The following is a 12,975-nucleotide window of genomic DNA, read 5'->3' as shown; positions in this document are numbered from 1 at the left end:
TTTTTTCTAAATCCTATAGCTTCGTTTCTATAAAGTTTGCTAACTCATGTATCAGTTGCTCATTGCGTTTATAGTATGTCCACTTTCCGATGCGTCTTGCTTCGACCAAACCTGCATGCTGTAAAGTTGATAAATATTGAGATGTAGTAGACTGATTCATCTCAAGCTTATCTCTAATCAGGCTTACACAGACCCCTACTTCATCCATTTCCTCTATCGCTTGTCGCTTTGTATCAAAATGCTTTGTAGGATCTTTTAACCAGTATAATATCTTCAGTCTCGCTTCATTAGATAATGCTTTAAATAAATCAACCTGATCAAATTGAATTTTCGTCACGACTTCACCTCACTATCATTTTTATACACATCATCATATCACGATATTACGATATGTAAATATATATGCTCACGATTTTTTTTCCATGGTGTTATCAAAAAAATAAAAATAGGCTAAAGAAATAATAAATGAGGTAAAAAAATAAAGCATTAACAATTGATCAGAAAGACTTCAGTATTAAAACCATTCAAAAACACCCCTCGAACTCTCGAGAGGTATTTTTGAATTTCCTGCTTGTTGGAGCTATTTTGATAGCAGCTCTTTATGTCGGTTTAAAACAAAGTTGAACTGTTTTGAAAAAGTCGCACCATTTTGAAGAAAGTTTAATCGTTTTAAGCCTATCAAAATCAATAAAATACCGTTATATCAACATTTATATTTAATTTTGATCAAACTTTTTTATAAAAAGTAGTCCCTACAAGTAGAAGAAAACCATCGTTTTAATCAATCTTTATTCAAAACCACGGCTCTTCGTATGCAGTGAAATCAAAAGTTTAGAGAAATTTTTAATCAAACTTTATTCCAAACCAACATCTTTTTGTTGATTTGAAATAAAGTCGTACCGTTTATAAAAAAGATGTACCGTTTAAAATAAAGTTATACCGTTTGTAAAAAAGTTGCACCGTTTTACCCCTTTGGATAATTTTAATCTAAAGGGGTGTTTTTATGTCAAAACGAACTAGAACATCTAAAGTCGAAAAGTGAATTAATTAAGGTCGTGGCTCTGGAGTCGGTGTGGATTATAAACCATGGTTAAACATTCAAGATGTGTCTTCGAGAGGTTGGTCTACACGTTTAAAAGGTATTAAAACAAATAGACAGCATGAATTTCTATCAGATTTAGAACGAAATTACTTTTATTTAATTGAATATTCGGATTCTGTTGTTGATATTCGAGAATTTATCCCATATTCACTGAATGGATATAGTTTCACACTATCCCAGCCAAGACCATAGTTGATAATGTTATCTTCATCCTCCGGCCTACATTCCTTTTTTATATTCCTCTTGCCCCATCGCCTTGACTGCCTTATCAGAGAGGATCCCTTCTCCCTGTCCCATAAATAATTGTGAGAATCGCACCACATCTTCTGCCGTGGAAGAGATTCCTCCCGAACCAATCAAATTCAATGATTCAATGGGAAGCTGCCCTTGGTACATCGGAAAATAAAGTCCAGCCCGCTTATACTGGGATGGCACTTTTAGATATAGCTACGGCTTACATGGTACTTTAAATCTTTTTCCAACATGAAGACAAAAATATTGAAATAGCTTAAATACTGCGCTATTATGGACATGTAAAGTCTTTTATTGGAGTGAATAAATATTATGAAATATTCAAAAGCTACAAATTATGCACTACACACAATGCTTTTTCTTGCAAAGGAAGCACCAAATAAGCCAGTGGGTGTCCAACAATTAGCTGAGATGCAAAATGTATCTCCTACGTATTTGTCTAAAATCCTAACTAAGTTAGTAAAAGAGGGAATGATCAATTCTGTATCGGGCGCCAATGGTGGATATACGCTTAGTCAGGATTGGGAAGATATTTCATTTTTAGATATTATACATGCAATTGAAGGTAAATCGTCTTTGTTTGATTGTTGTTTATATAACGATCCAAAGTGTGTAATAAAAGAAGTAATGTTATCTGCAGAAAAAAAGCTGGAGAATGAGTTAAGAAACAGAAAAATATCGGATATTGTGAAAAAATAATAGTGGATTTAGTCCACCATTATTTTTTGGATAATCAGGGATAATAAAAGTCCTTTAAGTCTGTGATTGAAACTTAACGATTTTACCTTGAACTGAGATCTTCTTGGTTTTCATACTTCTATAAACTTTCAATTGATTATAGCTTAGAATCATTCTGTTTTAAACTTCAATTTAAGCAAGAAGGCATGTTGTAATTTTTAGAAATGGACATTTTAACGAAACAACATGTATTCTAAACAATTCATGGAGGAGAGTTACATTATGGAATTATTTGATTGTGCAATTATAGGTGGAGGTGGGGCTGGTCTAAATGCAGGTTTGATTTTAGGAAGATCTCGTAAAAAAGTCGCATTATTTGATAATGGAACAAATCGGAATCGTGTGACGCAGGAATCACATGGATTTCTTACGCGTGATGGAATTAAACCAGCTGATTTTAAAGAAGTAGCTTTAAATGATGTGAAAAAATACCCGTCAGTTCACTATTATCAAAACACGGTTAAGAATATTACGAAACAACCAAATGGTTTGTTTAAACTTGAGACGTTAGAAGAAGTTGAGTATGTTGCTGAGAGAATAATATTGGCAACAGGTGTTCAAGAGGAATTTCCATCAATTACGGATATTCGGAAATATTATGGTAAAAGTTTATTCAGCTGCCCAACTTGTGATGGGTGGGAATTAAGAGATCAACCTCTAATTATTATTTCTGAAAATGAAGAACATACCCTTTTTAAAGGAAAGCTTATTTATAACTGGTCAAAGGATTTGATGATTGCCACAAATGGTCATGAGCTTTCCGCTCCGACATTGAATGAACTACAAAGAAAAGATATAACTGTCATTACTGAGCCTATTCAAAATCTTCATGGTGAGGATGGTTATTTAAACAAAATAGTGTTTAGTTCTGGGCTTGAAATAGAAAGAGTTGGCGGTTTTATAGTACCTAACTTTGTGCGTCCGAATCAATTTGCAGAGCAGCTAGGTTGTCAATTAAATGAAAATGGTAGCATTATTGTGGATGAAACAGGGAGAACGTCACAGGAAAATGTTTATGCAGCAGGAGAGACAGCTAAATTAGGTCAGTCTTCATTAATAGTTGCTGCTGCTGAAGGATACAAAGCCGCGATGGCAGTTGTCTTCGATAGTACAACTTAAAAAATTTTAGCTCAATTGCAGATATTGAAGGTCTCTAATGTTTGTTGAAAGGGGGATAGAAGTTCTAGATTATACTTTCAAAATTTTTATTTCCACGAAGGAGGAAAAAAATTATGTCAATTGCTCATGTAACAACAAAGCAAGAATTAGGAGAACACTTAAAGACTGAAAAGATTGTGTTAATAAATTTTTGGGCTGAGTGGTGTAGCCCTTGTAAAATGTTCGGAATGGTTCTAAATCAACTTAATGAAGAATGCAGTGATACGGTGAAAATTTTAAGGGTGAACGTTGACAATAGTCCAGAACTTGCAGCGGAATATCAGGTACTTGGGATCCCTCATTCTCGTTTGATTATTCATAATAAATTACATGAACCAATTGTTGGGTATGTTCCATTTGAAAACCTAAAGCAAATTATTGGAGTTTGATTCGTCAAAAAACAGGAGGGAAAAATATGGAAATCTTTGAATGTGCAATTATCGGTGGAGGACCGGCAGGATTAAATGCAGCATTATTGTTAGGTAGAGCGAATCGATTAGTAGCATTGTTTGATACAAATAATGACCACCTTGCATTTGAACTTCAAGAAAGTATTTCAAGAAATGGAAACGCAGCTATTGAATTCATGCAAGCAGCAAAAGAAAAATTAAATCAATATCCAACTATTCATTCCATCGTCAGTCAAAGGGTTAGGGCTATTAAACAATCAGACAATAAGCTTTTTAAAATTTATACAGAAGATGGTGAGAACTTTCTTGCTGAGAAAATTCTTTTGACAGATGGCACTAAAATACAGACAGATATCCCAAATATTAAGCAATATTATAATAAAAGTATTTTTACTTCTTCATATGGATATGGTTGGGAATTAAAGGGTAAAAAATTGATTTATATAAATGAAACAGGTGATGTTGCACGTACTGCTAAAATAATTTTTAACGTATCAAATGATTTAATCGTGGCAACAAACGGTCATGAAATAAAGGAAAATGAAAAGAGAGAACTAGAAAATAAAGGGATAAATGTGATTACCGATAAGATTAAAGAAATGAAAGGACATAATGGGATATTGAGTAGTGTCGTCTTTCAAAATGGGTTAGAAATTGAGCGGGAAGCAGGCTTTATTACCCCATCCACTTATTCAACTAATACCATTGGTAAAGGATTTTCTTGTGATTTAGATGAACAGGAGCTAATCGTTGTTGATCATTTCGGAAGAACATCAGAAAAAAATGTGTATGCAGCCGGTGATGCTGCTCAACCTGCACCAACAGAAATTGTTCTTTCAGAGGCTACGGGAATTCAAGTAGCAATAACAATTAATTCAGATATTTCAATTGAAAAATTTTAAAAAATTTAGCCCTTTTTTTCTCAAAGGGCGGCCTTTACTTAGGCTGGTTTGACGTGATATAGATACCTGGGCGCAAAGTGTGACTTTGAAATAAAGTCACGATGTTTATAAAAAAGATGCGATCTTTAAAATAAAGTCGCGACGTTTATAAAAAAGTTGTAAAACTTTACCTCTTTGTTATTTTTTAGCCAGACCGGTGGAGTATTGATACTAATAAAAAAATTCATGAAACAAAAATTGGAGGGAATTTAGATGGAAAAATATGAATTAGTAAGTGATTATCGAAATAATGAAAGTTTGAAGGAGAGTTTTAATGCCTTAACAATGAAAACATTTGAATTAGATTTTCGAGGCTGGTACAACAGAGGGTATTGGAATGACAAATATATACCGTATTCATTTGTTGATGAAGGTAAGGTTATCTCAAATGCTTCAGTTAATAAAATGTCAATAATTATTGATGGTAAAATGTATAAAGGAATTCAGATTGGTACAGTAATGACTGATGAAAATTATCGCAATAAAGGTTTAGCTAAGCAATTAATGCAGCATATTATGAAAGAATACGAAAATACTTATGATTTCATGTATCTTTTTGCGAATGATACAGTATTGGATTTTTACCCGAAGTTTGGCTTTACACGTCTTCATGAAAGCGAATTTAGCTTAGACCTAGCAAAAAGTTCAATTCAAAGGAGTATAGATGCGAAAGTAAAACAGCTTACTATTGAAAATGATCTTACATTAATTGAAAAGTTTGCGGAAAATCGCCATGTAAACTCAATGATTTTAGATGTTGAGAATAATGAAAGTTTATTAATGTTTTATTTCACATTAGTATTTTATGAAGCCATTTTCTATGTGGAAGATTTAGAAACGATTGTGCTAATGGAGGAAGAAGAAGATACTCTGCATATATTCGATATCATTTCGTTAAATGAACCAGATGTTGAAGCTGTATTAGCAAGCATTGTGAATGAAACAACGAAAAAAGTGATATTTAATTTCACGCCTGGTTTTTCAATAGAGGGCATGACAGCAACCATTATGCCAAATGATGATGATGCTTTATTCGTCTTAACGAAAGAGTCGTTGCTGAAGGGTAACTTTATGTTCCCGTTAACATCACATTGTTAATTGTAGTGAAATATCTATACTGGGAGTATTGATACAGCTTGCGCTTTAGGTTTTTGCCCGAACATAGCGCTATTGCGGAAATGTCGAAAAACTTAAAAGCTCTTGTAGGGATAGAAAAGGATAAGGTACTAACTTTAAAAAGGTTAGTACCTTATCTTAATAAGCATCTCTATAGAATCTAGTCTTTTATTCTATTGAAGAGCGCATGTTTGTTGAAGATCAACAGAAAAAAATCGAACATTTTTATAAAAATTGAACAATACTTCACAAGGAAAGAATCCATTTTGATCAATCTTTTTTCAAAATGGTTTCTTTTTATTTATTGTAAAATGCTGGTTTGTGGGATTTTTATGATCAAACCTTATTTCAAAGCAACACTTTTGTCTGTACACAACTCAATCGTGACGCATACAACTTAGTCGTGATGTAAATTTGTAAAAATCAAAAGAGGTTTATTAACTGTTATTCAACAGTAAGTAAACCTCTTTTTCAATATTGCAATTTACAAGTGAAATTTCTGTATAATTTACCTTTTTAAGAATTTAATTATACTTCAGGGGTGCATGGATAAGAATTTCTAGACACTTTTGTGTGAATTTCATATTTTTTTAACAAGAGACCTAAGGACACTATTGTAAATTGATGTACAAGGACACAAAGTATGCACAGTCACAATTTATTTGTAATTTCGAATTTGTGTGTAAATTGGACATCGTTTAATAAAAGCATCTCCCCGTGAAGCTAACATGACTTCACTATTACACGGGATAATCTCTGTGTAACTCGCTAAGCTGATGAACTATAACTAAACGATTTTACTATATTTACAGTACAGATATTTGGGTGCTAATTCAAGCGACAATAACCCCCTTACTAGATGGAAAGAAGGTTTTGTAAGATGATGCAACAACTTAATCTAATGAATTTAATTTCCCTCTTATATATTTCTCCCGTGCTTCAATATAATCCAATATATACTCGGGTTCCTTATCAAATAAATGGATATCGTCTTTTTTATAAGGATCTTTTTGAATATAAGGTCTTATTAAATTATGCATACCTTGTATTTTTGGTTTCAAATAGTCTACATTAAATTGGTTGTTTAAAATAACTTTTAGCAAGTTTTTGTATTGACGTCGAAATGTTTTTACGTCGAGAATTCTTGCGGTAAGCGTATTAAATCCTTCGATTCGTAAATAGTCTTCCTCCATCACTTTCCCGTTTACATCCCTTCCCCATGTTGCATCGTAATCCCACGGGATGACTTCGAATTGCCTAGTTTCGCTATTTTGGTATAATGCGTAATTATGAACAAAACCATCAAAATTTTGGGTGAAAACAGCGCCAGCCAACCAGCTAAGATACTGATTAACATTGAGGTATTTCACAATTTCATTTTCAAATTCAGCCTTTGGAATGGTATTAATTTCAATAATCATTTTTTGTAAATAAAATTCATCTTGTTCTGTCCCATATTTTAGTTCATAGCCAGCCTTAAGTGATTTCTTTACTTCTTTATCAAGATCACTCATCAACGAAAAGTTAGCATCGCCATCAACCGCATAGAATATTGGTCCTTTCGGTAGTTGTCGATTCTTAAGGAAATACTCATCCACTGATTCTAATTCCAAATAAAGCCCCTCATTTTTCCCATTCAAATTCATATTTACAAATTGGGACTTTGGCGATAAGCACCCTATTTCATTGAAAAAATCGAGCGATAGTTTATTTCTTAATAGAGAAGGATCTTTATATTCTGCGTTGATATGAATTTCTTTGGTATTTCTATACGTACTTGGCTTATTAAACGAAATGTGATACGACTTCTTTCGAAAATCCCGGATATGGGAGCCACGATAGGCGATATCAATATCATACTTTCTTTTGTTAATCGTTAGCTTGGCAGAGATAGGATCGTCACACCATATATCTTTCCGAAGTTCACTTAAATCTAAAGGATGAATAAAAAGATGATATTCAGGTATTATTATGCCGTTAAACATGCGAATTCTTTCCTTTCATTTTTAAATTATTCGTATAAAACAAAATGTAAGATTCCACAAAAAGATATAGAGTTTATATTCTCCTTTCGAAAACTATGCGATTGACTCTAACATCTTTAGTGCAACCTCATATATTACGATTAGGGAAAGAAATGTGCAGAGGCATGGGTTTGATTCTTTTTGAAAAAGGAATCTACCTTCTTTCTCTTATAAAGATGAAAGGAGGTTTGAATATGTCACTTATACAGAATGCAGTAGAAATTGCTAACAACTCAGGGTTAGGTCACTTCATGCACCAGGATCCTATTAGTAACGAACGATGCACGAGCGGGAGACGTCGAACTTCGCGAAAACAGCGACGCACGAGTAGGGTACGTCGAACTTCACGAAAACAGCGACGCACGAGTAGGGTACGTCGAACTTCACGAAAACAGCGACGCACGAGCAGGGTACGTCGAACTTCACGAAAACAGCGACGCACGAGCAGGGTACGTCGAACTTCACGAAAACAGCGACGCACGAGCAGAGTACGTCGAACTTCACGAAAACAGCGACGCACGAGCAGGGTACGTCGAACTTCACGAAAACAGCGACGCACGAGCAGAGTACGTCGAACTTCGCGAAACCAACGACGCACGAGCAGTAACTCCTTTTGGAATGACTTATTTTTTTAAAAACTTCAGTCGATTTTTCGCTATCTGAAGAGTATGTCACTAAATGTTATTCAATGGACTATTGAGTGCGACTGTATATAAAGTTAACTAGTTCTTACTAGTTAACTTTTTCTGTATTATTCCTATCGAAGTCCAAGGTTGAAAGAAAAGTGAAAGGTCAGCTGGGGATGGGTTCCGTCTGATCTCTTCATTTATGTATATTCTTCTGGATGAATTGTTATCGTTGTGCATTACATAACATCTATCAGAATTGTTTAAATTAATGTAGCCTATCCACTTTTCTCGTAAAAACCAAAAATTTAAAAAAAGATTCCTAGAACGGCGTGACCCGTCACGGGATCCTCCTATTCCTTTGTATCTAGGAAAAGCGGGAAACATTTGATGTACTACATTAAAATGCATTGGATTTAACCCTTTTTACCTCCCTTCTTAGGGTATAGTAAAGGATATGTTTAATTAATGAAGAAGCTTAGACTAAGACCCATATTTGAGATCTTTGCATGGTTTGCATGGAACGATTTTGGATTGTTCCGCAAATCGCCACCTATACAACTACTCTCCAATCGCTACTTAAGTAACGCTCAACAGCTTATAATTTATATTCGGCAGTATATTTAACCATAGAAAAACTGCACTTCCTATTGTTAGATAGTGTCTAAACAATAGGGGGGCAGTTCAAGGAAAGAGAGGTTTTTTTGTAAGTTACTTTTGATTAGGTTCTATATAGTAAGGATTTACTGAATAAGGAATTCCCCTACACCTGGGAATTTATTTAATATTTCATTTTTTATCTCACGACCTATATCATGGCCTTGTTTAATGTTTAAATCATGATTAAGTGATAGACGAATGTCTAGAGGTTTATAGTGACCGTGTTCCCTTGCATGGATTTTATCAATTCGTTGTACTTTATAAAAATCATGAATAGTGGCTTCATATCCGTCTAAAAGATCCTAATCCACACTTTTTTCCATTAAAACATCAACAGAAGGTTTAATTAATTCCCTACAGACACTTTTTTGATCAATCTTTATTCCAAATCAACATCTTGTTTCATGGTAATAAAGATATTTAAAAAACAATAAAGTCGATTAAAAAATAATAGAGTTGTTTAAAAAAGGATATATCCTTGCCGCGAAATAGTGATTGTCCTAAGCTAATCCTGATTCTATAATAGTGAATGTAGAATAGTTAAATAACAATTAATGAGGTGGCTTATGAAAAGGCAATGGAACTTAATATTAGCACTAATTGTGGTCTTAATTATTGCGGTTTTTTCAGTTATCAATGTTGACATGGTAACGGTTAATTATGTATTTGGAAAAGCTGAGTGGCCATTGATCCTCGTCATTATTGGGTCAGTCCTTTTGGGAGCCCTATTAGTTGGATTAATTAGTATGATGAAAATTTATCAACTTCAAAGAGCTTTGAAAAAGGCAGGAAGTGAAATAGATCAACATTCTTAAATGTTGATCTATTTCACTAAGAGCTCTATTGTAAAACAACACTTAGAATTAAATAACTTTATTTTAATCCCGTCCTAAAAATCAGGACGGGTTATTTGTATTGTATTTGAGGTTACAAAATTAAGTAACTTTATTGTCACTCTATACTTCTGTAGCTTTGAAATAAAGCCATTCTGTTTACAAAAAAGATGTACCGTTTTTCCCCTTTAGATTATAGTTATCTAAGGGGCGTTTTTTGTCTAAGAGAGCAAGGGCATTGGAAGTCGAAAAGTGGATTAAAGAAGGTCGTGGTACTGGGATAGGTGCAGGTTGGATGGTACTTAACGGGCTCGAATAAGATGGTTTGAAAATCCTGATGGTGGCTCTATAACGGGTAGAGCTTTTGAAAATGCACTTGTTCAAGCAAATAATGACCAAGACTACATGTGGATTGGTGGTTTAAACATGGTTGTTGAGCTGCTTAAACATTTAAATTCTAACAATGCATGGTCAAACTACCCTCAGGTAAACTAGATTTGTTAGTTAATAGTTAATAAAAATATTTAGTTATATATTGAATATTTTTAACTGGATAGAAGTAAAGGGGAAAATATGAGAAAAAAAGTTATTTTATCATTAATGTTAATGACATTTCTTTCTGCTGTAGAAGGAACAATTATTAGTACAGCAATCCCCCGTATAACGAGTGATTTGTCGGGCGTCGAACTTGTTAGCTGGGTATATGCCATTTATATGCTTGCCACAGCTGTTTCGACTCCAATATACGGGAAACTGGCTGATTTATTCGGTCGTAAAAAAGTTTTACTTATCGGAGCTACAATATTCTTAGTCGGCTCTGCACTTTGCGGTGTCGTTGCATCAATGGAACAGCTCATCGCCTTTCGAGCGCTTCAAGGTCTAGGAGCTGGCGCTATTATGCCAATAACAATGACAATCATTGGTGACTTATATAGCGAAGTGAAAGACCGTGCAAAAGCACAGGGCTGGATTAGTGCTGTTTGGGGCGTCTCTGGTGTTATCGGACCATTAGTTGGCGGATTTTTAGTTGATTCTCTTTCTTGGCGCTACATCTTCTTCTTAAACGTTCCATTTGGGATTATCGCTTGCTTAATGATTGTCATTTATTATAAAGAATCTATTAAGCCTGCTAAGCACCATATTGACTATCTTGGTGCAACGGTATTCTCATTAAGTGCAATCGCTCTACTATACGCGTTATTAACAGGTAGCAGTAAGCAAAACTGGGGGGACATTACAATTATTGGCCTCTTAATCTTTGCAGCTGTTTCATTCATTATTTTCTTATTTATTGAGAAAAAATCTCCGGAACCATTAATTCCACTAGCACTTTTCTTTAACCGTACATTATCTACTATAAACATACTAACTCTTATTTCTGGTGCAATGCTTATTAGTGTTACCATGTATCTTCCAATTTGGAGCCAAGGTGTATTAGGGAAAAATGCGACAGACGCCGGACTCATTTTAATGCCACTTCCTGTTATGTGGACATTTGGCACTGTTTTTTCTGGTAAATTAGTTGATAACTTAAAAACGAAACAAATCATTCTACTTGGAGCTAGCATTATTTCAATTGCTGCCTTTTCACTATTTACATTGTCAGCAGATTCGCCAGCATTCCTTATTTATGTTGCAGTTGGATTATTCGGCTTAGGAATGGGGCTTATTGTACCTATTTACATGGTAACAATTCAAGCAGCTGTTCCATCGCATATGCGTGGGACAGCAATTGGCTTAAACACATTTACCAATACGTTTAGTCAAACATTAGGTGCTGCAGTTTTCGGGGCGATTTTCAACACGATGATTCATGCACAAGGCATTAAAAACCTTGATCTTGTATCTTCTAGTGGACATGGAGGAACTACAGCAAACGTAGTAACCGAATCACAAGAAGCATTAGCTTCAAGTGTACATTTCATTTATATGGGTACATTTATATTAGCACTAGTAACTTTAGTAATTGTTTGGTTCTTATTAAAGCCATCCACACAAACTAATGAACACCGATAAATCAACGATGAATAAAATCATGCATAACGAGTAAAAATGGAAAAGAGCCAACCCCTTTGTTTACATGGGTTTGGCTCTTTAGCTAATTTCTTAAAATATGTTAATTAGATGTGTATGAATAATACAAAAGGATGCCTTGTCAATGATACCTTTTTTCCTTTTAGAAAAAGTTCATACATTGTTTTTCTCATTTAACACTGCTATAATTTTGAAACTTTTTATATAAAAGAATAGTTACATGGGAAGGGCAAATTTGCTTAATAGAAAAATCTGGGACAGAATTTTATGCTCCTTGTTAGCGTTTATAATCTTGACTTCATGTTCATTAAACAGAGCAGGTGAAGGTGAAAATAAAGAAATTGAACCTAGAGAGAGGGTTTCTCTAGCATTACCGAACTAGGTAGGATATGGGCGAAACCTAGTGAGGGTCCAAGATAAAAAAGCATTAGATCACTATGAAACTACGCAGGAGCGATACTTCTACGATTTGCTATTAAATTCTGTTGCGAACTTATTTATTTTTCAAGGAGATAAAAAAGGGTTATGGGAAACGGAGTATACGAGTACGTGGTTGAAAAAAGATTACGGAATCAAAGCTCCCTATATTGATACTAGACATAACGAAAAAATCGCGTTATTCCTAAAAAAGGCAGGGGACATCCTTGACATCAAAGAATTCAAAAACTCGACCATCACCTATGCAGATTTTTTAGTCGATCAGGCGGAAAACGGAAACAAAATCGAAGTTCCAAAAGGTGGTTACCTTGTGACCGATTATTATTCTCCTCAGCAGACAAAGAAGACACATACTTCCTTAAATCATGCTTTAGGAGAAATGAATTTCTTACTAGAAACCTATCAACAAACAAAAGAAGAATCCTATTTAGACGTATTTGAATTACAACTATAATATACATGAAAAAACGAAGGCTTCCTCAATGAGATTGAGGAAGCCTTCGTTTATCTTAACAATTTTCAGTGCCGCAATGTAGGGTTGAAATTTTAAGGGAAAGTAGAGGAACAAAATTCATAATAGGCTTATTAACATTTATAGATGGAAGGATAAAAATGGAATAGTCCTAACAAAATCTAATAAAAA

Annotated in this window: 12 protein-coding genes and 2 pseudogenes; 10 read left to right on the top strand and 4 right to left on the bottom strand. The window is 34.3% G+C overall.

Translation table 11 applies throughout. The features are described 5' to 3' along the window. Positions 1–13 precede the first annotated feature (13 nt). Complete coding sequence (locus ACQKOF_RS19065; protein ID WP_427560437.1) at positions 14–328, bottom strand: ArsR/SmtB family transcription factor; 315 nt, start codon at positions 326–328, stop codon at positions 14–16. A 714-nt stretch (positions 329–1,042) separates the two neighbouring features. On the opposite strand from ACQKOF_RS19065, the pseudogene ACQKOF_RS19060 reads away from it, so the two are divergent. Beyond that, positions 1,043–1,246 (top strand): annotated as a pseudogene (locus ACQKOF_RS19060) (hypothetical protein); the annotation flags it as partial. On the opposite strand, the pseudogene ACQKOF_RS19055 reads toward ACQKOF_RS19060, so the two are convergent. After that, positions 1,234–1,522: pseudogene (locus ACQKOF_RS19055) on the bottom strand (serine hydrolase); the annotation flags it as partial. The pseudogenes ACQKOF_RS19060 and ACQKOF_RS19055 sit on opposite strands and share 13 nt — an antisense overlap. A 144-nt stretch (positions 1,523–1,666) precedes the next feature. On the opposite strand from ACQKOF_RS19055, the gene ACQKOF_RS19050 reads away from it, so the two are divergent. From ACQKOF_RS19050 to ACQKOF_RS19030, 5 genes are all read left to right on the top strand, one after another. Continuing rightward, positions 1,667–2,053 carry an Rrf2 family transcriptional regulator gene (locus ACQKOF_RS19050; protein WP_427413047.1) on the top strand — a complete coding sequence of 129 codons (387 nt, stop codon included), beginning with the start codon at positions 1,667–1,669 and terminating at the stop codon, positions 2,051–2,053. A gap of 261 nt (positions 2,054–2,314) precedes the next feature. Continuing rightward, complete coding sequence (locus ACQKOF_RS19045) at positions 2,315–3,211, top strand: NAD(P)/FAD-dependent oxidoreductase (RefSeq protein ID WP_427560399.1); 897 nt, start codon at positions 2,315–2,317, stop codon at positions 3,209–3,211. Between the two features lie 113 nt (positions 3,212–3,324). After that, positions 3,325–3,639, top strand: a complete 315-nt coding sequence (locus ACQKOF_RS19040) for a thioredoxin family protein (RefSeq protein ID WP_427413049.1) — start codon at positions 3,325–3,327, stop codon at positions 3,637–3,639. 26 nt (positions 3,640–3,665) lie between these two features. Continuing rightward, entirely contained in the window at positions 3,666–4,562 is an 897-nt protein-coding gene (locus ACQKOF_RS19035; protein WP_427560396.1) for an NAD(P)/FAD-dependent oxidoreductase, read from the top strand. Positions 4,563–4,814: 252 nt separating this feature from the next. Further along, complete coding sequence (locus ACQKOF_RS19030) at positions 4,815–5,699, top strand: GNAT family N-acetyltransferase (RefSeq protein ID WP_427560393.1); 885 nt, start codon at positions 4,815–4,817, stop codon at positions 5,697–5,699. Between the two features lie 911 nt (positions 5,700–6,610). Here ACQKOF_RS19030 and ACQKOF_RS19025 read toward each other — a convergent pair. After that, positions 6,611–7,702 carry a CotH kinase family protein gene (locus ACQKOF_RS19025; protein WP_427560390.1) on the bottom strand — a complete coding sequence of 364 codons (1,092 nt, stop codon included), beginning with the start codon at positions 7,700–7,702 and terminating at the stop codon, positions 6,611–6,613. Positions 7,703–7,797: 95 nt separating this feature from the next. Here ACQKOF_RS19025 and ACQKOF_RS19020 point away from each other — a divergent pair, with 95 nt between their 5' ends. Beyond that, a complete protein-coding gene (locus ACQKOF_RS19020; protein WP_427560387.1) occupies positions 7,798–8,376 on the top strand; it encodes a CotG/ExsB N-terminal domain-containing protein in 579 nt (192 codons plus the stop codon). 734 nt (positions 8,377–9,110) lie between these two features. Here ACQKOF_RS19020 and ACQKOF_RS19015 read toward each other — a convergent pair. Next, positions 9,111–9,266, bottom strand: a complete 156-nt coding sequence (locus tag ACQKOF_RS19015) for a cation transporter dimerization domain-containing protein (RefSeq protein WP_427560434.1) — start codon at positions 9,264–9,266, stop codon at positions 9,111–9,113. 327 nt (positions 9,267–9,593) lie between these two features. On the opposite strand from ACQKOF_RS19015, the gene ACQKOF_RS19010 reads away from it, so the two are divergent. The 3 genes from ACQKOF_RS19010 to ACQKOF_RS19000 all read left to right on the top strand — a co-directional run bounded on the left by ACQKOF_RS19010 (position 9,594) and on the right by ACQKOF_RS19000 (position 12,786). Continuing rightward, entirely contained in the window at positions 9,594–9,842 is a 249-nt protein-coding gene (locus ACQKOF_RS19010) for a LapA family protein (protein ID WP_400725246.1), read from the top strand. Between the two features lie 591 nt (positions 9,843–10,433). Next, on the top strand, positions 10,434–11,876 hold the full coding sequence (locus tag ACQKOF_RS19005) for an MDR family MFS transporter (protein ID WP_427560383.1): 1,443 nt from the start codon (positions 10,434–10,436) through the stop codon (positions 11,874–11,876). Between the two features lie 421 nt (positions 11,877–12,297). After that, positions 12,298–12,786, top strand: a complete 489-nt coding sequence (locus ACQKOF_RS19000; RefSeq protein WP_427560381.1) for a hypothetical protein — start codon at positions 12,298–12,300, stop codon at positions 12,784–12,786. Positions 12,787–12,975: the final 189 nt, after the last annotated feature.

Source organism: Lysinibacillus sp. NPDC093190 (assembly GCF_050280425.1).
Lineage (GTDB): Bacteria > Bacillota > Bacilli > Bacillales_A > Planococcaceae > Lysinibacillus.
The sequence above is the reverse complement of the archived record's forward strand: the minus strand, read 5'-3'. Positions and strand labels throughout refer to the sequence as shown.

Bases quoted from the DNA above. Each gene is read 5' to 3' on its own strand.
- ACQKOF_RS19010 (WP_400725246.1), top strand. From the start codon at position 9,594: ATGAAAAGGCAATGGAACTTAATATTAGCACTAATTGTGGTCTTAATT.
- ACQKOF_RS19025 (WP_427560390.1), bottom strand. From the start codon at position 7,702: ATGTTTAACGGCATAATAATACCTGAATATCATCTTTTTATTCATCCT.
- ACQKOF_RS19050 (WP_427413047.1), top strand. From the start codon at position 1,667: ATGAAATATTCAAAAGCTACAAATTATGCACTACACACAATGCTTTTT.
- ACQKOF_RS19040 (WP_427413049.1), top strand. From the start codon at position 3,325: ATGTCAATTGCTCATGTAACAACAAAGCAAGAATTAGGAGAACACTTA.
- ACQKOF_RS19005 (WP_427560383.1), top strand. From the start codon at position 10,434: ATGAGAAAAAAAGTTATTTTATCATTAATGTTAATGACATTTCTTTCT.
- ACQKOF_RS19030 (WP_427560393.1), top strand. From the start codon at position 4,815: ATGGAAAAATATGAATTAGTAAGTGATTATCGAAATAATGAAAGTTTG.
- ACQKOF_RS19020 (WP_427560387.1), top strand. From the start codon at position 7,798: ATGCGATTGACTCTAACATCTTTAGTGCAACCTCATATATTACGATTA.
- ACQKOF_RS19045 (WP_427560399.1), top strand. From the start codon at position 2,315: ATGGAATTATTTGATTGTGCAATTATAGGTGGAGGTGGGGCTGGTCTA.
- ACQKOF_RS19035 (WP_427560396.1), top strand. From the start codon at position 3,666: ATGGAAATCTTTGAATGTGCAATTATCGGTGGAGGACCGGCAGGATTA.